Genomic DNA, 22650 nt, shown 5'->3' with positions numbered 1-22650 from the left:
TAAAAGTAAACTTATGGCGGACCCTTCGATGTCCGGTCTTCGGCGGATTACTGGCTGGGGAAATAATGGCGCACTTCGCGCGTTTGGAAAGGGCTTCGTGCTGCGGAATGCATTCAGCGGGAAACCCATTGGGCCCCTTCGGCCTCGGTCTTCAGGGATTACAGCTGAGGGGAGAATGGCGCGCTTCGCGCGTTTTGGATGGGGTTTGTCCCGGCGGCGCGTTTGGCGCTCCGCGCTTCGCGTCTTATCGATTGGGATTGAGATGCATGTGGCGCTTCTCGCCTTACGACTGTAGCGGCCGCGGTTCCCTTTGGGATCGCGGTCGTTTTGTTGTGGGTCAAATATGAACGTTGTGTTAATGAGTCGGTGGACGGTGGTGTTTTTCGGTGAACGGCGTATCCTTCCGACGGTTTGACTAGTGTGTCAGTTGAAAGGAAGAGGGCGCTCGTCAATGTTTGAATGTGAACTGCCGTTTGACCACAAGACGTTGCATCTGGAGCTCGAGGACAAGAACTTCGCGGGTGTGATGGAAGGTCATCAAAACGAGTTTAAGACTACGAAATCGCAGGAAGAACTGGTAGAGGAGTCGCTTGCCAACCCTTATGGCTCACCTTCGCTCGAGGAGCTTTGTGCTGGTAAAAAGAACATCGTCATCATCAGCTCCGACCATACGCGTCCCGTTCCCTCGCGTGTGACGATGCCTATTCTGCTGCATCACATTCATGCCGCTGCGCCCGAGGCTCGTGTGCGTATTTTGGTTGCTACGGGTATGCACCGTCCGTCGACGCACGAGGAGCTCGTCAACAAGTATGGCGAGGACATCGTTGCCAACGAGGAAATCGTTATGCATGTCGCAACCGACGACAGCATGATGAAGAAGATCGGCACCCTACCTTCTGGTGGCGAGTGCATCATCAACAAGATCGCTGCCGATTGCGACCTGCTTCTTGCCGAGGGCTTCATTGAGCCGCACTTCTTTGCCGGCTTCTCTGGCAGCCGAAAGTCTGTCCTGCCCGGCATCGCCAGCTATAAGACCATCATGTACAACCACAACGGTCAGTTTGTGAACGACTCCCATTCGCGTGCCGGCAACCTGTGCCACAACCACGTGAGCGAGGATATGTTCGCCGCTGCCGAGATGGCTCACCTTGCCTTTGTGCTTAACGTGGTGCTCAACGGCAAGCACGAGGTCATTGGCTCCTTTGCCGGTGACATCCACAAGGCACACGAGGCTGGCTGCGAGTTCGTGAAGAGCCTTGCCGGCGTTGAGCCCGTCGAGTGCGAGATTGCCATCACCACCAACGGTGGTTACCCGCTCGACCAGAACATCTACCAGGCCGTGAAGGGCATGTGCGCTGCCGAGGCCACGCTTCCCGAGGGCGGCGTGATCATCGATGTCGCCGGCTGCGCCGACGGTCACGGCGGCGAGGGCTTCTATCACAACATCGCCGACAACGATCCGGCGGAGTTTGAGCGTGCCTGCATCGATCGCCCCAAGGACGAGACCCTGCCCGATCAGTGGACGAGCCAGATTTTTGCTCGCATCCTGGCACATCACCCTGTGATCATGGTTACCGACCTGTGCGACCACCAGATGCTCAAGGATATGCACATGACGCCGGTTAACACCCTCGAGGAGGCGCTCAAGCTCGCCTTTGAGATGAAGGGTGCCGACGCCAAGGTCGCCGTCATCCCCGATGGCCTGGGTGTTGTCGTCGCCCAGCACTAGTGCGCGGCTTAAACGAATCGTTTGTAACCAATAAGAAAGATAAGGTTTTATGCTTACCAAACTCCTCTGCGAATTCGGCGCGACGGCCCTCATGATCGTCTTTGGCGTGGGCGTGCACTGCGATACCGTGCTCAAAGGCACCAAGTATCAGGGCTCTGGCCATATGTTTGCCATCACCACTTGGTCTTTTGGCATCTCGGTCTGCCTGTTTGTCTTTGGCGGCGCCGTGTGCATGAACCCCGCTATGGTGCTTGCCCAGTGCATCGTCGGTCTGGTGCCGTGGGGCAACTGCATCCCCTTCATGCTTGCCGATATGCTCGGCGGCTTTGTGGGTGCTGTGATCACTTGGTTTATGTATGCCGATGAGTTCAAGGCTTCCGAGGGTGTCGTCGATCCCATTGCCCAGCGCAACATCTTCTCGACCAACCCCACCACCGAGGGTACGAACTATGCCCGCAACTTCTTCTGTGAGGCCATCTGCACCTTTGTGTTCATCAGCGCCATCCTTGCTGCCGCTAGCCGCGCTGGTGAGAACGTTCTGATGCTCGCTATCTGCGTCGGCCTGATCGTTTGGGCCGTTGGCATGGGCATGGGCGGCATCACCGGCTTCGCCATGAACCAGGCACGCGACCTTGGTCCCCGCCTTGCTTATCAGGTGCTGCCGATTAAGAACAAGGCCGACAACAACTGGAAGTATGGCCTGCTTGTTCCTGGCATTGCGCCGTTTTTCGGTGCTGTTGTGGCCGCGCTGTTTGTGCATGGCTTCTTGGGTATGTTCTAGTCGAAGGCAATTGATATAACGTCCGGGTCCGGCATAGGTTAACTTTCCGCCGCGTCCTCGGACATGCAAGAAGCTCCCGCTGCGCACTTCGTGCGGCGGGAGCTTCTTGCGTCCTGCGGAATGCGGCGGAAAGTTAACCTATGCCGGACCCTGCGGGAATCCAGTTGGATTGGAACAAGCAACCCAACATATATATCTGAATTTGGATGTTAGGGGCGCTTTGTTTTTTGGGTGCTCTTACAAGAAAGCGTAACTTGGGGATGGGGTGGGCGCTTTGTTGGGATGGCGCTTTGGGGTGGCGTCTTACTTAGCTGAAGAGGGGCTGTATGGCTGAGAGGTAGTCTTTGGCTACGTCGGCTTTGTTGGATTGGAAGTTGTGCCAGGCCCACCATTGGACCATTCCTACGAAGCTTGAGGCTATGTGATGGAGGAGGAAGCTGCGGTCCATGGTGCCGGCTGGGCCTGTGGGATCGATGGGGACGGTTTCGGCCGCGAGCGACATGATGGTCTTGCGGAGGCTGTCGGCGAAGACGCGTGAGCCGGCGCCGGCTACAAGGGCCCTCACGCCCTGACGGCGTTCCCACAGGTTGCTAAGGATATGCTCGACCTGCACGAATGGGTCGTCGAGCGGTGTGCCATCGTCGTCGAGGGCGTGGGTACAGATGTCGCTCACGAGCTCGGACAGTAGGTCGTCTTTGCTCTTAAAGAGGCCGTAGAATGTCGCGCGGCCTACGTGAGCGCGCGCGATGATGTCGCCGACAGTGATCTTGCCGTAATCTTCCTCGCACAGGAGCTCGGAGAACGCCGCGACGATCGCGGCACGGCTTTTGGCCTTGCGGGCATCCATGGCTATGCGTCTGCGTGAACGAGCAGGCAGCGAAGCGTACCGGAGCAACCCTCGTAGGGGCGCTTACCGGCGCCGTAGCCGACGGCCTCGATGCGGTAGCGGGCCGGCAGGTGCTCGGACGTGCGCAGTGCGGCGACGATGGCGGCGCCCGTGGGCGTCACGAGCTCGCCGGCGACCGGTGCGGGCGTGAGGGCGATATTGCCTGCTTGGCATAGGTTGACGACGGCGGGCACCGGGATGGGCATAAGGCCGTGGGCGCAGTGGATGGTACCGTGACCCTCGGAGAGCGACTCAACCACGATGTCTTCAATGCTCAGGTCGTCGAGGCAGATGGCGACCGAGCAGACATCGACGATGGAGTCGACGGCGCCCACCTCGTGGAACATGACGGTCTCGGGCGTTTTGCCGTGTGCCTTGGCCTCGGCGGCAGCCAGCGCGGTAAAGATGGCGAGAGCGCGGCGCTTGGCACCGCCACTCAGCTGCGAGCCGTCGATGATGGCGGTGACGTCTGTCAAAGAACGGTGGTGATGGTGGTGGGCGTGATGGTGGCCCTCGTGGCCATGACCGTGAGCCTCATGGCCATGCTCGTGGCAGTGTTCGTGCTCGTCATGGTCATGATGGTGGTGCTCATGCATATGCTCGACAGCTGCTTCGTTGCCGTAGAGCCAGGCCATATCGTGATCGTGGTTCTCGAGCTCCTCTGCAAGCTGGACGTCGAAATCGCAGGCGTCGATGCCATGCTTGTTTACGCGCGTCACGGCGATCGTAAAGCCGTCGACCGGCAGCGTGGCGAGCTGTTCGCGCAGGTGCTCCTCGCTGGCGCCCAGGTCGAGCAGAGCCGCGACGGTCATATCGCCGCTGATGCCCGAGGTTCCGTCGATGATAAGCGTGTGCTGGTGGTTGGACATGGAATGCTCCTTAGCGGGCGCAGGGCGTGCCGGCGCTCAGATGATTGATAAGACTTGCCTGATAGGCGGCGCCAAAGCCGTTGTCGATATTGACGACCGAGACGCCGCTGGCGCAGGAGTTGAGCATGGCGAGCAGCGCGGCCACGCCACCAAAGTTCGCGCCGTAGCCCACGCTGGTGGGAACGGCGATGACCGGGCAACTCACCAGGCCGCCGATGACGCTTGCCAGGGCGCCTTCCATGCCGGCGATGGCGATGACCACCTGCGCCTGGGCAAGTTCCTCAGCATGAGCGAGCAGGCGGTGCAAGCCGGCGACACCTACGTCGTAGAGGCGATCGACTTCATTGCCGTAGAACTCGGCCGTCAGTGCCGCCTCTTCGGCGACGGGCAGGTCGCTCGTACCGGCGCAGGCGACGACGATGCGTCCGTTGCCGGTGGGGGAGGGCTTGCCGCCTACGAGGGCGAGCTGTGCGTCCGGGACATATCCCAGGTCGATGCCGTTGCCGAGAAATTCCGAGGTACGGGCGGCCTTTTTGGCGTCCAAGCGCGTGACCAGGATGCGCTCCTGGCCTGCATCGCGCAGCGCTTCGATAATGGCGGCAATCTGCCCGGCGGTTTTACCGGCGCCGTAGATAACCTCGCCGGCTCCCTGGCGTACCCCGCGTGAAAGATCGAGCTGCGCAAAACCCAGATCGGCGGTCGGAGCCGTCTGGATGCGCGTGAGGGCGTCGGCAGGGGTGACTGCCCCGCCGGCAACATCGCTCAGCAATTGCTCAAGATCTCGCTTATCCATATATATGTTCCCTTCGACGGCGCAAAGTCTAGCACTCAAAGGGTATATTTCCGAACACTAAGATAAAATTGTTCGGAAACTATAGGACAGACTGATTCAATTGTTAGACGAATCGGCTAGTCACGCAGGATGATGTCCATGGCGAGCATCAGGCTGCGCTCGTCGATGGCAAACGGGGCGGCCTCGCGCGTCTTGGGCTTGGCGCAAAACGCGATGCCCGTGCCCGCGGCCTGAATCATGGGGATGTCGTTGGCGCCGTCGCCAATAGCGACCGTGTGGGCCATATCGACGCCGCACTCAACTGCCCAATCCAGCATCTGGATAAGCTTGGACTCCTTGGTCACGATGTCTGCCGCCAGTCTTCCGGTGAGCTTGCCGTCTACGACCTCCAGACGGTTGGCCAGGCAAAAGTCGATGCCCGCGGCAGCCACGATCTTATCGGCAACCTCGTGGAAACCGCCGCTTACCACGCCGACCTTCCAGCCCTTGCTGTGCGCCGAGCGCACAAGCTCCAACGCGCCGGGGGTAAACGTCACACGCTCAAAGGTGCGCTCGAACACGCTCTCGTCCAGGCCCGCAAGCAGCCCCACGCGCTCCTCGAGCGCTTGCTTAAAGTCGAGCTCGCCGCGCATGGCGCGCTCGGTAATTTGCGCTACCTGCTCGCCCACGCCTGCCTCCTCACCCAAAAGATCGATGACCTCCTGGTTGATGAGGGTGGAGTCGATATCCATAACGATGAGGCGTGCAGACATGTTGGGCCTTTCCGGGTGCAGTTGTATTGGGGCACATTGTCGCACGCGGCGCGCCTCGGCGACAGTCGCGGTGCGCCAATTGTTTCGTCTCCGTCAAGTCTTTGGGCAGGAGCTACTTTTTCGCGGCACATCGACGCGGGTGCGATAAGATAGAACGCCATGTCCGGCTGCGCGGTTTACGCAGGCCGGGCGAATCTGTACGACGCCGCCCGGAACGACACGGGGCGGCACAGATCCATAAAGGAGGATCACTGGTATGAGCCAGACCCGTCCCATCGACGAGCATTCCATGCACACCCGTACCTGCGGCGAGCTTCGCCGCGAGAACGTGGGCGAAGAGGTCACCCTCACCGGTTGGGTGAGCCGTCGCCGCGACCACGGTGGCCTTATTTTCTGCGACCTTCGCGACCGTGAGGGCATTACGCAACTCACCTTCGACCCTGAGCATTCTGACGGCGATGCCTTTAAGATCGCCGAGACCATGCGTCCCGAGTGGCCCATCAAGATTCACGGCGTCGTGCGCGCCCGTGGCGACGAGACCACCAACACCAAGCTCGCCACCGGCGAGATCGAGGTCCTGACCGACCATGCCGAGGTGCTCAATACGTCCGTCACCCCGCCGTTCCAGATCGAGGATGGCATCGAGACCAGCGAGGACACCCGTCTGCGCTATCGCTATCTGGACCTCCGTCGTCCCGAGATGATGGCCAACCTCAAGCTGCGCTCCGACTTCACCTTTGCCATTCGCGAGGCACTGCACAACCGTGAGTTCATGGAGGTTGAGACGCCCTCCCTGTTTAAGTCCACGCCCGAGGGCGCCCGCGACTTCATCGTTCCCAGCCGCATCCAGCCGGGCAACTTCTACGCTCTGCCGCAGTCCCCGCAGCTTCTGAAGCAGCTGCTCATGGTCGGCGGCGTCGAGCGCTACTACCAGGTTGCCAAGTGCTTCCGCGACGAGGACCTGCGCGCCGACCGTCAGCCCGAGTTCACCCAGGTCGATATCGAGATGTCTTTCGTGGACCAGAACGATGTCATGAGCGCGCTCGAAGAGGTCCTGTCCGATGCCTTCGGCCGCATGGGTGTCGAGATGCCCACGCCGCTGCGCCGCATGGATTACTGGGAGGCCATGGACACCTATGGCTCCGACAAGCCCGATACCCGCTATGGCATGCACCTGGTCGACCTGACCGACATCTTTGCCAACTCCAAGTTCAAGGTCTTTGCGACCGCCGCAAACGAGGAGGGTTCCGTCGTCAAGGCCATCAACGCCAAGGGCGCCGGTGCCTGGGCCCGCGCCAAGATCGATAAACTCGCCGGCGTGGCCTCCACGTTTGGCGCCAAGGGCTTGGCCTGGATCGCCTTCCGCGAGGACGGTTCCATCAACAGCCCCATCGTCAAGTTCTTCTCGGACGAGGAGATGGCGGCTCTGCGCGAGCGCATGGACGTCGAGCCCGGCGACCTCGTGATGTTCGCCGCCGGCCCGCGCCTGCTTTCCGACGAGATCCTGGGCGGCATGCGCTCCCACATGGCCAACGCGCTCGAGATCAAGCGCGAGGGTCACGACTTCCTGTGGATCGTCAACTTCCCGCTGTTCCACTGGGACGAGGACCGCAAGGCCTATGCAGCCGAGCATCAGCCCTTTACCCTGCCGACCGAGACCGACATCGCCAAGATTGAGGCCGATCCGCTGGCAGCCGGCTCCTGCACCTACGACTTTGTCATGGACGGCTTTGAGGCCGGTGGCGGCGGTATGCGTATCCACAACGCCGAGATGCAGATGTCCATGCTCAAGCTCCTGGGCTTTACCGAGGAGCGTGCCGAGTCGCAGTTTGGCTTCCTCATGGAGGCGCTCAAGTTTGGTGCGCCCCCGATGGGCGGCTTCGCCCTGGGCCTGGACCGCGTGTGCATGCTGCTCACCGGCTCCGACTCCATTCGCGACGTCATGGCGTTCCCCAAGACGGCCAGTGGCTCCGATCTCATGTCGGGCGCCCCGAGTGCCGTTTCCGGCGCCCAGCTCAAGGACGTCAGCCTGCGCCTGATGTAGGCGAGCGGCTACATATTGCCCGTAACGAGGGGAGGACGCGTGCCTTCCCTCGTTTTTTATACGCCGATGTTGCGAGGGTATGGGTTGACCGGGCATCGCGGAAAGCCCGGCCCAGTTTCCTACAGTGAGTCTCTCTGAACGAGCTGCATGTGCATGACGGTGGTGGTGGGCGCGGCACCGTTAATCATATCGAGCGCAATGCCTGCGGCCTTGCGGCCTTCCTCACAAAGCGGCTGACGAATGGTCGTCAACGCGGGGACGCTGCGAGCTGCGACCTCGTGGTCATCGAAGCCCACGACCGAAACGTCTTTGGGTACGCTAATTCCCGCTTCGTTGAATGCGGCGATAACGCCGGTTGCGATACGGTCCGATCCGCATAGCACGCCGTCGGCATGTATTTCGCGCGCGAGCAGCCGCCGCGTGGCTTGGTAGCCGTCTCCGCTGCTCCATCCGGTATAGATGACATTTTCATCTGGAAGGCTTTCGCCCAAAATTGCACGGTAGCCGCGAAGGCGGTCGACGACGGCGGGGTTATCCTGCGGCCCCAGCACGGCAACGATGTCCTTGCGCCCGCGATCTTTCATAGCGAGCGCCGCAAAGCGTCCGCCCTCTTCGTCGTCGGAGTAGACCGTCGAGAACACATCGCGATAGGGGTGGCCCTCGAGCTGGCCGCACAACACGGTGGGTACGCCCAGCTCACGCAGCACCTCGAGCAGCTCACTGCCCTTGTAGGGCGAGACGTCGATGACGGCGTCAAACGAGCGACGCTCAAAATGCTCGCGTGCGCGATTGCGCTCATGCGAGGAAGATGCCTGCAGGATCACGGGTAGGTAAGACGACTCCGAAAGTCCCTCGGTAATGCCGCTTAAAAACTCACTGTAGGTGGGATCGCTAAACAGCTCGCTCAAAGGCTCGGTAACCAGTACGGCGATAATTTCCGTGCGTCCGACGGCGAGCGCCCGGCCGCGTGCGTTGGGTACAAAATTGACTTCCTTGGCAGCCGCGCGGACGCGCTTTTTAGTTTCCTCGCTAATGCGGGGGGAGTCGTTGAGGGCACGCGATGCCGTGGAGCGCGAAACGCCGGCAGCTGCAGCAACCTCGGCAAGCGTCGGTGCGGTGCGAACTGGTTGGGTCATGGTGTCTCCTGGAAAAAGCGGTCGATGTTGTCACTGATACGGGCTGGTGCGGATACAGCTTACTATAGTGCGCCTGAACAGCGTTCAGGATATCCGGCCACTGGTGGCATTTCACGTTCAAGCTGCTGTTGAACATGGCTTGCAAGGGTGGGGCATAGATGGGCGCGGCCGTTGTCCGCCGCCTGGGAATGCTGTTTTGCGCTGAGTTTCGATACGCAGGGTGACATAAGTTCCGCGGTTGTACAACCGGTTGCACCATTAATCCGGCGAAATCGACCGTTCAGCGGACAACCGGTTGCACAGGTTTTTGCATCGTCCGTAAGATAAGGACAACCGGTTGCACAAGAATCACTACGATGACGAAGGAGCATCACCATGGACGCCATTAACGATTGGGAAAACCAAGCGCTCACCCACAGGAACCGCCTGGCACCCCATGCGTACTTTATGGGTTATGAGACCGCCGATCTCGCCGCTACGTACAGCCGCGAGCTGTCGCGCGGATTTGTCCAGCTGTCCGGCTCGTGGCAGTTCCGCCTTTTTGAGGGCCCCGCGGCCGTCTCCAACGAGGCACTTTGCACGTACGAGCCCGAGTGGGATCACGTGGAGGTTCCGCACCTGTGGCAGGTAGACGGCTATGGCAACCTTGCCTACACCGACGAGGGTTTTCCGTTCCCAGTGGACCAGCCGTTCGTTCCCTCCGACGACCCCACGGGCGTCTACCAGCGCATCGTCAACCTTCCTGCCGTGCCTGCCGGCGCTCGCGAGATCATTCGCTTCGACGGTATCGAGAGCTACGGCGAGCTGTATGTCAACGGCAAGTTTATCGGCATGACCAAGGGTTCGCGCCTGTCCGCCGAGTTTGACGTAACCGACGCGCTCGTCGAGGGCGACAACCTGATTGCGGTCAAGGTTCTGCAGTACAGCGATGGTAGCTACATCGAGGACCAGGACATGTGGTGGGCATCGGGCATCTTCCGCGATGTGTACCTCATGCAGCGTCCCGCCGCGCATCTGGTCGACTTTAGGTTCCGCACGCACCGCGAGGGCGATGCCGCTCTGGTCACGCTCGATACGGTTGCCGAGGGCGCAAGCCGCGTTGTGTATACGCTCAGCGATGGCCAGAATGTGGTCGCTACGGGCGAGTGCGTCGACGGCCATGCCGAGTGCAGCGTTGCCGATGCCCACTTCTGGAACCCCGAGGACCCCTTCCTCTATGACCTTACGCTTGAGGTCTACGACGGCGACGAGGTCAGCGAGTACGTTCCGCATCGCCAAGGCCTTGCCGAGGTGACGGTCGAGGGCAATCATATCTACCTCAACGGCACCTACTTTAAGATGCATGGCGTCAACCGCCATGACCACGACGATCACAAGGGCCGCGCTGTGGGCCTCGATCGCATGCGCCGCGACCTGGAGCTCATGAAGCAGCACAACATCAACGCGGTGCGCACATCCCACTACGCCAACGACCCGCGCTTCTACGAGCTGTGCGATGAGTATGGCATCATGCTGGTCGCCGAGACCGATATGGAGAGCCACGGCTTCGAGAATATCGGCAACATCGCCCTGGTCACCGACGACCCTGCCTGGGAGCCGGCCTACGTCGACCGTGTTGAGCGCCTGGTGATGCAGGAGCGCAATCACGCCTGCATCATTATGTGGTCGATGGGCAACGAGAGCGGCTATGGCTGCAACATCCGCGCGATGTACGCCAAGGCTCACGAGCTCGACGGTCGTCCGGTCCACTACGAGGAGGACCGCAACGCCGATACCGTCGACGTCATTTCCACCATGTACTCCCGCGTGTCGCAGATGAACGACTTTGGCGAGCATCCGTTCCCTAAGCCGCGCATCAACTGCGAGTACGGCCACTCTATGGGTAATGGTCCCGGAGGCCTGTCCGAGTACCAGGAGGTCTTCGATCGCTGGGATTGCATCCAGGGCCAGTTTATTTGGGAATGGTGCGACCACGGTCTGGCTGCTGTGACCGAGGACGGCGTTGCCTACGACATGTATGGCGGCGACAACGGCGATTACCCCAACAACAGCAACTTCTGCATCGATGGCATGGTGTTCCCTTGGCAGCAGCCGAGCCCGGGCCTTACTGAGTATGGCCAGGTTATCTGCCCGGTTCGCATGGCCTACGATGCCGAGTCGGGCGAGCTGACCGTCACCAACAAGCGTTGGTTCACCACCCTCGAGGATGTTTGCCTGTCGGCCGAGACCCTGGTGGACGGCGACGTGGTCAGCCGCAAGACGCTCATGCCCGGTGCGGTTGCCCCCGGCGAGTCCGTCCAGCTGCCACTGGTGATTCGCGAGGCCGCAGTGGGCGAGACCCTGCTGACCGTGCACGCCTACACAATGGCGGCTCACGCCTGGTGCGAGCCGATGTTCCAGCTGGGTGCAAGCCAGTTTGCCATCGCAAACCATCCGGCGCCGGCCATCGCGGCTCCCATTCGTCCTGAGCTTACGGTCGAGGAGACCGAGCAGGAGATTCGCATTCACTCCCTCAACGGCGAGCTGACCTTCAACAAGGTTAACGGTACCGTGAGCGAGTGGAAGGCATCCGGCCGCGACGTCATCGCCTCCGGTCCCCAGGTTGGTTTTTGGCATCCGCTCGTCGATAACCACGCCCAGGAGTACGACTCCCTGTGGAAGGACAACTTCATCGATGTGATGCAGACGTCTACCCGCAAGGTTTCTTGGAAGCAGGATGGCAACGCGGTCGTCGTTACCGTGAGCCAGCGCATCGCTCCTCCCGTCCGTGCGTTTGGCATGCGCGTCGAGCTTGTCTACACCGTGCTTCCGAGCGGTCGCGTCGACCTCAAGGTTTCCGGCGAGCCCTACGGCGATTACTCGGACATCATCCCGCGCATCGGCATCTCCTTCGAGGTTCCCGGTTGCGATCGTGCCGTTGAGTGGTACGGCCACGGCCCGGGCGAGAACTATCCGGACTCGCTGCGCGCCAACCCGGTCGGTCATTACCGCACTACGGTCGACGACATGTTCACGCCCTACGTTATGCCTCAGGACTGCGCCAACCGCGAGGGCACCCGCTGGGTTGCCCTGCGCTCTAGCCACGGTGACGGCGTGCTGGTGACCCGTCCGGTCGATGCCGCCTCCAACCCGTTCTCGTTCTCGGCATGGCCCTATAGTTGCGAGGCCATCGATAGCGCCAAGCACGTCTACGACCTTGTCAAGGGCGATACGGTCACGGTCAACATCAACGACCAGCTGCTCGGCCTTGGCTCGAACTCTTGGGGTTCCGAGGTGCTCGACTCCTATCGCACCCGTTTTGAGAGCTTCAGCTTTGAGGTGTCCCTGCGACCGCTGACGTCTGCCGATCTGGCTCAGGCGCTGGCACCCATTAAGGAGGCATAAGTCATGCATGTATTTAACTCGCGTGCCGACTTCGACGCCCAGATGAAGTCCGTCAAGAAGTGGATGCGTACCGGACAGGCGCTCGATGGTGTTGCCGACCTGCAGCACGACGTGGCGTACTCCATCGGCGACTCGTTGGTGTACTGGTGGGTCTATGCCCGCGAGGCCGCAACCGCCGATCTGGTCGGTCACCGTCGCTACCATGCCGTGCTCGCCCCGCTCGACGGCGACCTGACCGTCGAGGTTGCCCCCAAGGCAGGCCTCACCTGCACGCGCGCCTACAGCGATATCGATGATCGTGAGCGCTTTGAGGGTACGGGGGAGACCGTGACGATTCCCGCCGGCGGCGTTGCCGTCGTCGAGATCGACGAGGCCTACCGTGTCGTGGACGATGCCGCGGATTCCCGCGTCGTGGTACTGCACGTGACGGTTGAAGGTTATTCCTTCCCCAACAAGTAGTATTCGTCCGTTTGGACGTTTGCTTTGCGCCGTTAAGGGGGATGGCTTTGTTGACTCCCTTTTCCCCATCCCCCCTAGCAGGTGTGCTGTCCACGATTGCGCTTGCAGTCCGGACGGTTTTAGATGAGATATAACGGATGATTGGGAGGGCTTATGAGCTCTGAAAAACGAGGAACGATTGGTTCGTTCGCTCTGCTGGGCATGACGGTCGCCGCCGTGTTCGGTATCAAGAACATCATCAACAACAACGCGGCCATCGGCTTGGCGGCTGCACCGTCGTTCTTCTTCGCCACACTTTTGTACTTTGTCCCCTATACTCTGGTTACCGCCGAGTTTGTCGGTCTTAATAAGGACTCCGAGTCTGGTGTGTACGCATGGGTTAAGACTTCGATGGGTGGTCGCTGGGCGTTCCTGACGGCATTTAGCTACTGGTTCGTTAACCTGTTCTACTTTGCATCCGTCCTGCCCAACGTCATCATCTACGCGAGCTACGTGTTCCTTGGTGCCAACGCCGAGCTCTCGCAGCTGTGGATCACCATTATCGAGATCGTCGTCTTTGCTATCGCCACGTGGGTTTCGACCAAGGGCGCTAAGTGGATCGGCTCCATTTCCTCCTTCGGCTCGACCGCGGCTCTCGGCCTGACTGCCGTGTTCATCTTGCTGTCCCTGGCTGCTGCCTTTGGCGGCGTCGAGTTCGCTACGGCTCCTACCCCCGCTAACATGGCTCCCGACATGAGCAACTTCGCAACTATGTGGGGCTTCTTCGGTACGCTTGCCTGGATTATCCAGGGCGTTGGCGGCGCTGAGTCTGTCGGCGTGTTCCTTAACGACCTTAAGGGCGGCGTCAAGGCCTTCGTGCGCACCGTCGTTATCGCCGGCCTGACCATCGGCCTTCTGTACGCAGGCGCTTCGCTGCTGGTCAACCTGTTCATTCCCGAGGGCGGCGTTGCCATCTCCACCGGTATCTTCGACGTATTCGGCGCTGTCTTTGCCCACTTTGGCATTCCCATGGAAGTGTCCACGCGCGTCATTGGCCTGATCCTTCTCGCTGCCACGCTGGGCTCCCTCATGATGTGGACCTCTGCTCCCATCAAGGTCTTCTTCACCGAGATCCCCAAGGGCGTCTTTGGTAGCAAGATCGTCGAGCTCAACGAGCACGGCATTCCCGCCCGCGCCGCTTGGCTGCAGTTCGCCATCGTCGTCCCCATCCTGATCATCCCGGCCTTGGGCTCTGGTAACCTCGACGACCTGCTCATGATCGTCACCAACATGACGGCCGCCACTGCTCTGCTCCCGCCGCTGCTGATCCTGCTTGCCTACTTTATGCTGCGCAAGAACTTCGACGCCGCTCCCCGTGACTTCCGCATGGGCTCGCGCAGCTTTGGTCTGGTCGTTGCCGCATTCCTGCTTGTGGTCTTCTGCTTTGTGCTTGTCTGCGGCACCATCCCGCTCGATCAGCCGCTGTGGCTGACGCTGGTCTACAACGTTGGCGGTGTGGTTGTCTTCCTGGGCCTTGCCGTGATGTGGTACAACCGCTATATCAACCGCCTGCGCGAGACCGATCCCGAGGCCGCCGAGAGCGAGCTGCGCCCCTCCGTCCTCGACATGATGGAGTAGCGGCTAGGATTAATCTACGGCTGTGGAATAAATCGATTCCCTTTCCTAAGGAGGGGCCTTACGAGGCCCCTCCCTTTGTGTTTTGGGGCATGGTTTTGGACCCCGTGGTCAAAAAATGCCAAATATGAGTACTGTTGCAAAAGAGGTGTCATATTTTTCGGCCTGTTCTGAGCAAAAACGGGCTTAAAATCAATTTATATAACCCCCTTTAAAGGGCGTTTGACGGCTTTCAACCTCTTCGAATCGCTCAAAGGAGGCAATTTGCTCTCGATTTTGCTGCTACTAAATTGGTGACAGTACTCATATTTGCCACTTTTTGCCCACGAGGTGTTCAGAGGAGCTCTCGACAAGCATCTAACGCTACAATAACTACCACGTGTCTGGGTTTGCCAGCCGAATGAGCGATACCGCGGGAGGGGACATGGTCGAGTTTACAAAGACGATTAAAGATCCGTTGGGACTGCATGCCCGCCCGGTCGCGCTACTCTACGACATTATCGCCAAGCATCGTAGCGACGTGTCGGTCAGCATCGGCGACCGCCATACCGATGGCCGTGACGTGATGGGCCTCATGGCGCTTTACGGCGAATGTGGCGAGGATATCGTCTTTCGCGTTTCGGGCGTAGACGAGGCCTCGTGCGTCACGTCGATCAGAAACCTCTCGCTCTAAACGCAACAAGGGACTGCGGACAGTCCCTTTGTCACATCTCTAGGAGGCGCTCTTTGCGGTGCCTCTTTTGTTTCGTATGGGAAACTTTTTCGAAAACTGAATAGAGACCCTTTCAAAAAAGTTAACCACATGTTAGTTTACTAAAGCGAACATAGACGTGGTTAACTTTTACCGCGTCGATGTTGAGGACGAACCGACGTTAGGAGCTCACTCATGTCTTGCGGACCGCAGATGCCGGCCATGCCGCTTTCGATGGTAAAGGCGGGCGAAACCGTGCGCGTGTCTCGGGTAAAGGGCAATGAGGACATGAAGCACCACCTCAAGGACCTTGGCTTTGTCGAGGGCAGCGAGATTCACGTGGTGAGCTCGAGTGGTGCCAATATCATCGTCACCGTGCTGGGCGCACGTTTTGGCATCGATTCCAAGGTTGCCATGCACATCATGACCGTCGGTTAGTCCGCAGCATTTCATTAAAACCGAAAGGGGGACAAGAGGATGAAGACGTTGGGTGACGTTAAGGTAGGCGAGAGCTCTACCATCGTCAAGCTTCACGGTGAGGGCGCGCTGCGCCGCCACCTTATGGACCTGGGGCTCATCAAGGGCACTTCGTTCAAGGTCGTAAAGGTTGCGCCGCTCGGTGATCCGGTCGAGATCAACGTGCGCGGCTACGAGCTTTCCATCCGCAAGGAGGAAGCGGCCGTCGTCGAGGTTCAGTAAGGGCTCGCGGCGTGTATTTCTGCATATAAAGTTAGGTTTTTCTAACTTAATGCAGCATCTTTGAAGCACATTATCCAACCTGCGCGGAGATGACAGCGCGGGCACACAAGGAAGAAGGATTGAATGGCGGATTCTCAGATCCATGTCGCGCTTGCGGGTAACCCCAACTGCGGCAAGACCACGCTTTTCAACCTGATCACCGGCGCCAACGGCTACGTTGGCAACTGGCCCGGTGTCACGGTTGAGAAAAAGGAAGCCAAGCTCCTAAGCGACAAGAACGTTACCATCACGGACCTCCCTGGCATCTACTCGCTTTCCCCCTACAGCCCCGAGGAGCAATGCTCGCGCGATTACCTCATGAGCGGCGAGCCCGATGTCGTCGTCCAGGTCGTCGACGCCACCAACCTCGAGCGCAACCTGTATCTGGCACTTCAGGTCATTGAGACCGGTCTGCCCGTGGTCGTGGCCCTCAACATGGCCGACCTCGTGGAAAAAAACGGCGACAAGATTGACACCAAGAAGCTCGAGAAGAAGCTCGGTTGCCCGGTCGTGATGATCTCGGCCCTCAAGAACAAGGGCATCAAGGAGCTGTTCGAGCAGGTCAAGAAGTCCGCTGCTTCCAAGGGCCAGGTGCCGGAGCACAAGTTCGATTCTTCCATCGAGGACGTTCTGGACCACATCGAGAATAACCTGCCTGCGAGCGTTCCCGCCAACAAGCGTCGCTACTACGCCGTCAAGCTGTTCGAGCGCGATACGGATGCCTGCAAACTCATCAACCTCACCAAGGAGAAGGCGGCTCGTGTGGAGCAGCTGGTCGCCCAGTGCGAGCAGGATTGCGATGACGATGCCGAGTCCATCATCACCGGTGAGCGCTATGGTGTGATCGCGCACATCGTCGATGAGTGCCTCACCAAGGCTCCGGCCAAGATGAGCACCTCCGAGAAGATCGACCGCGTGGTTACCAACCGTATCCTGGGCCTGCCGATCTTTGTGGTCATCATGTTCTGCGTGTACTACATCGCCGTTTCCACCCTGGGCGGCACGGTGACCGACTTCACCAACGACCAGCTCTTCGGCACCGACGGCTGGTACGTGCTCGGTCAGGGTCGCGACGCCTATGACGCAGCTGTTGAGGCTGCGGGCGACAACGCCGACTCGGTCGACCCAGCACAGTACGGCCCCTATGTCCCGGGTATCACCACCGCGGTGCATGACGCTCTCGTGGCGGGCGGTACCGAGGACGGTGGCCTGGTCGATTCGCTGGTCTGCGACGGCATCGTGGCTGGCATCGGCGCCATCATGGGCTTCGTCCCGCAGATGTTCCTGCTCTTTGTGATGCTGTCTTTCTTGGAGGACTGCGGTTACATGGCCCGCGTCGCCTTCATCATGGACCGCGTGTTCCGCCGCTTTGGCCTGTCCGGTAAGTCCTTTATCCCCATGCTCGTGTCCTCGGGCTGCGGCGTCCCCGGCGTCATGGCTACCAAGACCATCGAGAACGAGAAGGACCGCCGCATGACGGTCATGACCACCACGTTCATCCCTTGCGGCGCCAAGCTGCCGATCATCGCCCTGCTTATGGGTTCCATCATTGGCGACTCTTCTACCACCGCTGCGTGGATCAGCCCGCTCTTCTACTTCCTGGGCGTCTTTGCCGTCATTGCCTCGGGCCTCATGCTCAAGAAGACCAAGCTCTTTGCCGGTCGCCCGACGCCGTTCGTTATGGAGCTTCCCGCCTACCACTTCCCGGCGATCCGCTCTTGGGCGCTGCATGTGTGGGAGCGCTGCTGGGCCTTTATCAAGAAGGCCGGCACGGTCATCTTCGCGTCCACCGTCGTGGTTTGGTTCCTGTCCAACTTTGGTAGCTACAACGGTTCCTTTGGCTTCCTGCCTGCGATGGACGGCATCCCCGAGGAGTTCATGGACTACTCCGTGCTTGCCATGCTGGGCAACCTGGTCGCTTGGATCTTCGCCCCGCTCGGCTTTAGCACCTGGCAGGCAACTGCGCTGACTGTCTCGGGTCTTGTCGCCAAGGAGAACGTTGTCGCCACCGCCGGCTCGCTGTTCTCCGTTGCCGACGCCGGCGAGACCGACCCGAGCCTGTGGACCGCGTTTGCGGCTATGTTCCCGACCATGGGCGCTTGCGTCGCCTTCGGTGCCTTCAACCTGCTGTGCGCTCCGTGCTTTGCCGCTATCGGCACCATCCGTAACCAGATGAACTCCGGTAAGTGGACCGCGATTGCCATCGGCTACGAGTGTGCCTTTGCTTGGGTCATCGGCCTGTTCATCAACCAGTTCTATAACCTGCTTGTTCTTGGGCAGTTTGGTATTTTGACGGTTGTGGCCATCGTGCTGCTGGCTGCGATGCTCTTCCAGATCTTCCGTCCCATGCCCAAGCATGCATGGACCGACGAGGACGAGACCAACACCGCTTCTGCCACGGTTTCCGCCTAAGTCCGAATAAGGATTAGCCCCTTTTCACGAGCCCGGGTGTCCCAGCGACACTCGGGCTTTTTGGTGCAATGGGGGACAGATTGCTTTGCTCCAGAAGTTAAGATGTGACGTTTCCGCAGATAAAACCGACCAAAATAAACCTGTCCCTTTTTGGCAGGTGGAGAACGGGGTAAAGTAAGTGGTGGTTAACTAGAGGAGGCTTTCTATGGCACCTATCGATATTGTTGTGCTGGCCGTTATCGCCATTGCGTTTGTCGCCGTGTGCGTGCGCATTTATCGCAAGGGCACCTGCGCCGACTGCGCTCAAGGTGGCGTTTGCACGGGACATTGCTCCAACAAAAAGACCTGCGCCGCACTTAAGGGCGTAGACAAAATTGCCGAAGACTTGGGCCGCGGGATCAAATAAGGCCCGGACATCCAGGCATCCAGGCGCCTCGCGAGTATCCGTTCGCGGGGCGCTTTGCACATATGGGGGCGAGCGCGGTGAGTTAAAGAGTGATTTTGGGGTATCGCTAACTATGTGGTCAACGGTCCGCTCACCGTGGTCCATGCCGTAGCGGGCGCCAAGCTCGCCGTCGAAGGCATGACCAGCTACCTGGGCCTCTAACTCCATCCCGCCCATCAGTTGCGGTGGAATACGGACTGTTTTTGCTGTCAAAGGCCTTATCTACTCCGTATTCCACCGCAACTTTTTGTGGGGTGGGCTAGAGACGCTGCATGCGGTACCCGACACCCATGTGCGTCTGAATCATCTTGGGGTGAGAGGGGTCTGCCTCGATCTTCTTGCGCAGGGTGCGCATGAACACGCGCAGGCTCGCCAGATCGCTGTCCCAGCTCGTGCCCCATATCTCGCGGGTGATGAAGGTGTGGGTGAGCACCTTGTCGACGTTTTTCGCCAGAAGGACAAGCAATTTGTACTCGGTTGGGGTGAGCGAGAGCTCGCGTCCGTCTTTCGTCGCGTATCCCGCGGCGTAGTCGATATGCAGCGGACCGTTGTCGAACGTGCTCGCTTCTGTCGACTCGCTCGACGCCATCGAGGAGCGCCTCAAATTCGCACGGACGCGCGCGAGCAACTCATCCACAGAAAAGGGCTTGGTGAGGTAGTCGTCTGCCCCTGCGTCAAGTGCTGCAATCTTGTCGGAATCTTCGGTGCGCGCCGAAATGACGATGATGGGGACTGCCGACCAGCTTCGGATCTTCGTGATGACCTCGATACCGTCAATGTCGGGAAGGCCGAGGTCGAGCATGATGAGGCTGGGGCCGTGCGACACCGCATCCATGATGGCGGCCTGGCCGTTGCAAACTTTGCTCACGACGTAGCCGTGGAGGTCAAGCGCGGTCGAAACGAGGTTTTGAACGGTCAGGTCATCTTCGACCAGGAGGATGCGTGGCTTAGCGGCATTATTCATGAATCTCGATCTCCTCGGCGGGCAGGGTAAAACGGAAGACGGCCCCATGGGGGTGGTTGTCGCGAGCTTCGATGACGCCGCCATGCGCCTCCACGATGGAGCGGCAAAGCGACAGCCCAAGGCCGATGCTTCGACGCGAATCCACGGGCTGCGTATTGCTTGAGGTAAAGAAGCGCTCAAAGATATGAGGCTTGTCGCAGTCTGCCACACCCGGCCCATCGTCTGCGACGTCCACCACGACGAACGCGCCCTCGCGACGTGCGCTGATGGTGACAGTCGAGTCCTCGGGCGTGTATTTGAAGGCGTTCATGATGAGATTCGTAAGCACCTGCATGATGAGATGGACGTCGATGCGTACCAGCAGGATGTCGTCAGTGTGCTCGATGGTGACGGTACGTCCATGCGATGCTTGGGCGACATGGCTGAGGGCGGCCTCGATGACCTCGTCGATGAGCTCGGACGTGAAGTTGAGGCGAATGGTGCCGTCCTCGACGCGTGTGATGGCGAGGAGGTTCTCCACGGTATCGATAAGCCAGAGGGAGTCGTCGTAGATGGCATCGGCAAGATCGCAGCGTTGTTCGAGGCTGAGCTTCTCGTCGCTCTTCCGAAGGATTGCCGCAGATCCGGATATAGCCGTGAGGGGTGTCCTCAAATCGTGGCCGATGGAGCGCAAAAGGTTGGCGCGCAGCTGCTCGTTTTTCGCCAAGACCGCAGCTTCTTCGCGCTCTTGCGCTGCTCGGTCGCTTTCGAGCGCCAAGGCGCATTCACCTACGATAGATAGGACGATCGAATGCTCGAAGGCTTCGATCTCGCGCCCCTCCAGGGCGATGCCGATGACACCGAATACCTTGTCGCCGGTGCGAACCGCGAGGTAGAGACAGCGCGCCTCAGGCAGGGTCCGCGTGCTTGCGCCCGCGCGCTTGTTGTTGGTGTAGGTCCAGGTTGCAACGGCGCGCTCGTAGTCGGTGAGCAGCGACGCGGATCGGTTTTCGGTGCCAGCGGACTCATAGAGCGTCTTGCCGAGCGTGCCGTGTTCGGCGGTGTAGAAGACCACGTCGAGTTTTAGCAGTTTGATGAGTTGGTTCATGGCGACGCGGGCGCACTCCTCCGCGCTATGGGCTTGCTGCAAGAGCTGGTTCGTTTCGAGGAGTACGCGCGTTTTGAATGCGTTCTCGGCGGAGGTCCGGGCGTTGTCGGCGATGCGCGCAGTTAACTCGCCGGCGACCATAGCGGTAGCGAACATGATGCCGAACGTGACCAGATAGCTTCGGTCGTAGCTGGCGAGCGAAAACAGAGGCGTGACGAAGCAGAAGTTGTAAAGCACTACAGAGAGCACGCTCGATACGATCGTGCAGATGCGCCCCGTCGTGGTGACGGCGGTCAGCAGGGCCGTCAGGATATAGAGGGATATGATGCTGGAATCGGCAAAACCCAGATGGCGGAAAGCCGTGCCGATCGCCGTGGCGACAAGAGAGAGGGCCAGCGTGCGAAGCACGTCACGGCTGCTGGGCGGCTGCAGGGCGAGCGCACGGCGGCGTTCTTCGGGCCGGGAGGGCGGAGTCGACTGGTCTGGAATGATGTAAATGTCGAGGTTCGGGGCGAATGTTATGAGCTGTTCTACGAGAGATTTGCGGCCAAAGAGGGCCTGACGGACGCTGCTACGCTCGCCCGTGCGCCCCATGACGATCTTCGAAATACCCGACAGGCGCGCGAACTCGGAGATCTGAAACGCGATGTCGTCGCCATAGACGGTTTCCATATGTGCTCCGAGCTGTTCGGCCAGGGCGATATTGGCTGCAAGCTTGGCGCGCTCATTATCGCTCATGGCCTGCGCGCGCGGGCTCTCTACGAACAGGGCGACGAGCTCGCTGCGAAACGCTTTCGCCATGCGTGCGGCGGCACGGACGATGCGGGGATTGGTCGGCGCCGGGGAGACACAGACTAAGATACGCTCCCTGGTGTAGTAGTCACGGTTTCCCAGTACGCGTGCGGCGTCTGTGAGGTAGCCGGTGCGATCGGCGCAGCGGCGCAGCGCGATTTCTCGGAGTGCGGTGAGGTTCTCGACGGTAAAAAAATGCTGTTGCGCTCGGTCGGCTTGTGCGGGACGGTAGACGAGGCCGGCGCGAAGGCGCTCAAGTAGATCTTCGGGCTCTATGTCGACGAGCTCGACCTGGTCGGCATCATCGAAGATACGGTCGGGGATTCGTTCGCTCACGACAACGCCGGTGATGGATGCAACCATGTCGTTTAGGCTCTCGATATGCTGAACGTTCACGGTCGTATAGACGTCGATGCCCGCATGTAGAAGTTCCTCGACGTCTTGATAGCGTTTGTCGTGGCGAGACCCCGGTGCATCCGTATGGGCGAGCTCGTCGACAAGGATGAGCTGAGGGGCGCGTTCGATAGCCGCATCTAGGTCGAACTCGCTGAGCGCAATGCCGTTGTGCTCGATGAGTTTACAGGGCACGTTCTCAAGCCCTTGTGCAAGATGGGCAGTTGCCGGACGTTCGTGCGGCTCGATGTATCCCGCGACGACGTCGACACCTCGCCGCTTGGCGGCGTGGGCGGCTTGAAGCATCGCATAGGTTTTGCCTGCGCCAGCAGCGTAGCCAAAGAAAATCTTGAGGTGTCCCCGGCTGGTTCGAGCGTCATCGGCGACCTCGTCTTTCTCAATTGCCTTTAGGATGAGGTCTGGATTGACGCGAGTGTCCGATGCGTCGCGCTGCATAGCGTAGCCTTTCTGAAGCGTTGTCCATGCGTGCATACGCGGCGAGGGCGCCACTGTATGCTCGCGAGGTCGAGTATAGGCGCACTGCAGCCGCAATAGTGCTTTCTACCTGCATCTTTACGGCATCTTAAGGTCGTGAGCCCCAGCCCTCACGCCTCTTTAATCCCTAGAAGCGTTTACTGTCCCCAGACGCTTGCGAGAGCAGGCGTCCGAGACATCGGACCG

General features: G+C 59.9%; 18 protein-coding genes. 11 read left to right on the top strand and 7 right to left on the bottom strand.

The window, feature by feature from the left end; translation table 11 throughout:
• Nucleotides 1-451: 451 nt before the first annotated feature.
• Together larA and larD are read left to right on the top strand one after the other, a co-directional pair.
• Nucleotides 452-1729, top strand: coding sequence for a nickel-dependent lactate racemase (larA, locus tag DXD49_RS01155; RefSeq protein ID WP_117793995.1), 1278 nt, complete (start codon nt 452-454; stop codon nt 1727-1729).
• Nucleotides 1730-1778: 49 nt separating this feature from the next.
• Complete coding sequence (gene larD, locus DXD49_RS01150; protein ID WP_117793994.1) at nt 1779-2510, top strand: D/L-lactic acid transporter LarD; 732 nt, start codon at nt 1779-1781, stop codon at nt 2508-2510.
• Nucleotides 2511-2817: 307 nt separating this feature from the next.
• Here larD and DXD49_RS01145 read toward each other — a convergent pair whose 3' ends face one another.
• The 4 genes from DXD49_RS01145 to serB form a co-directional block, all read right to left on the bottom strand.
• On the bottom strand, nt 2818-3357 hold the full coding sequence (locus tag DXD49_RS01145) for a TetR/AcrR family transcriptional regulator (protein ID WP_117793993.1): 540 nt from the start codon (nt 3355-3357) through the stop codon (nt 2818-2820).
• A gap of 2 nt (nt 3358-3359) precedes the next feature.
• The gene (locus DXD49_RS01140) at nt 3360-4265 is read right to left on the bottom strand and encodes a LarC family nickel insertion protein (protein WP_117793992.1); all 906 of its coding nucleotides are present in this window, start codon (nt 4263-4265) and stop codon (nt 3360-3362) included.
• 10 nt (nt 4266-4275) lie between these two features.
• Nucleotides 4276-5058: a nickel pincer cofactor biosynthesis protein LarB gene (gene larB / locus DXD49_RS01135; RefSeq protein WP_117734675.1), complete on the bottom strand. Its 783-nt coding sequence runs from the start codon at nt 5056-5058 to the stop codon at nt 4276-4278.
• Nucleotides 5059-5174: 116 nt separating this feature from the next.
• Nucleotides 5175-5810 (bottom strand): phosphoserine phosphatase SerB, encoded by a 636-nt coding sequence (serB, locus tag DXD49_RS01130; RefSeq protein WP_117793991.1) that lies wholly within the window; start codon nt 5808-5810, stop codon nt 5175-5177.
• A gap of 256 nt (nt 5811-6066) precedes the next feature.
• Between serB and aspS the strand changes: the two genes are divergently transcribed.
• Complete coding sequence (gene aspS / locus DXD49_RS01125; RefSeq protein WP_117763592.1) at nt 6067-7854, top strand: aspartate--tRNA ligase; 1788 nt, start codon at nt 6067-6069, stop codon at nt 7852-7854.
• A 119-nt stretch (nt 7855-7973) separates the two neighbouring features.
• On the opposite strand, the gene DXD49_RS01120 is transcribed toward aspS, so the two are convergent.
• A complete protein-coding gene (locus DXD49_RS01120) occupies nt 7974-8990 on the bottom strand; it encodes a LacI family DNA-binding transcriptional regulator (RefSeq protein ID WP_117793990.1) in 1017 nt (338 codons plus the stop codon).
• A 375-nt stretch (nt 8991-9365) separates the two neighbouring features.
• On the opposite strand from DXD49_RS01120, the gene DXD49_RS01115 reads away from it, so the two are divergent.
• The 8 genes from DXD49_RS01115 (at nt 9366) to DXD49_RS01080 (ending at nt 18694) form a co-directional block, all read left to right on the top strand.
• Complete coding sequence (locus DXD49_RS01115; protein WP_117763593.1) at nt 9366-12374, top strand: glycoside hydrolase family 2 TIM barrel-domain containing protein; 3009 nt, start codon at nt 9366-9368, stop codon at nt 12372-12374.
• A gap of 3 nt (nt 12375-12377) precedes the next feature.
• Nucleotides 12378-12833 (top strand): hypothetical protein, encoded by a 456-nt coding sequence (locus tag DXD49_RS01110; RefSeq protein WP_117743184.1) that lies wholly within the window; start codon nt 12378-12380, stop codon nt 12831-12833.
• Between the two features lie 153 nt (nt 12834-12986).
• Nucleotides 12987-14450 carry an amino acid permease gene (locus DXD49_RS01105; protein ID WP_117743185.1) on the top strand — a complete coding sequence of 488 codons (1464 nt, stop codon included), beginning with the start codon at nt 12987-12989 and terminating at the stop codon, nt 14448-14450.
• Nucleotides 14451-14871: 421 nt separating this feature from the next.
• Nucleotides 14872-15120, top strand: a complete 249-nt coding sequence (locus tag DXD49_RS01100) for an HPr family phosphocarrier protein (RefSeq protein WP_035136856.1) — start codon at nt 14872-14874, stop codon at nt 15118-15120.
• A gap of 213 nt (nt 15121-15333) precedes the next feature.
• Nucleotides 15334-15576, top strand: coding sequence for a FeoA family protein (locus DXD49_RS01095; RefSeq protein WP_040358815.1), 243 nt, complete (start codon nt 15334-15336; stop codon nt 15574-15576).
• A 39-nt stretch (nt 15577-15615) separates the two neighbouring features.
• Nucleotides 15616-15837, top strand: coding sequence for a FeoA family protein (locus DXD49_RS01090; protein WP_006234774.1), 222 nt, complete (start codon nt 15616-15618; stop codon nt 15835-15837).
• Nucleotides 15838-15960: 123 nt separating this feature from the next.
• Nucleotides 15961-18288, top strand: a complete 2328-nt coding sequence (locus DXD49_RS01085) for a ferrous iron transporter B (protein ID WP_117793989.1) — start codon at nt 15961-15963, stop codon at nt 18286-18288.
• 205 nt (nt 18289-18493) lie between these two features.
• Entirely contained in the window at nt 18494-18694 is a 201-nt protein-coding gene (locus DXD49_RS01080; RefSeq protein ID WP_117637971.1) for a hypothetical protein, read from the top strand.
• A gap of 298 nt (nt 18695-18992) precedes the next feature.
• On the opposite strand, the gene DXD49_RS01075 is transcribed toward DXD49_RS01080, so the two are convergent.
• Together DXD49_RS01075 and DXD49_RS01070 are read right to left on the bottom strand one after the other, a co-directional pair.
• A complete protein-coding gene (locus DXD49_RS01075) occupies nt 18993-19697 on the bottom strand; it encodes a response regulator (RefSeq protein WP_117583373.1) in 705 nt (234 codons plus the stop codon).
• Nucleotides 19690-22425: a sensor histidine kinase KdpD gene (locus tag DXD49_RS01070; protein WP_117734670.1), complete on the bottom strand. Its 2736-nt coding sequence runs from the start codon at nt 22423-22425 to the stop codon at nt 19690-19692. Before DXD49_RS01070 ends, DXD49_RS01075 begins: the two co-directional genes overlap by 8 nt.
• Between the last annotated feature and the right edge of the window lie 225 nt (nt 22426-22650).

Origin of the sequence: Collinsella sp. TM05-38, from assembly GCF_003466445.1 — a bacterium.
GTDB lineage: Bacteria > Actinomycetota > Coriobacteriia > Coriobacteriales > Coriobacteriaceae > Collinsella.
Note: the sequence above shows the minus strand (reverse complement) of the source record. Positions and strands in the feature narration are given on the sequence as shown.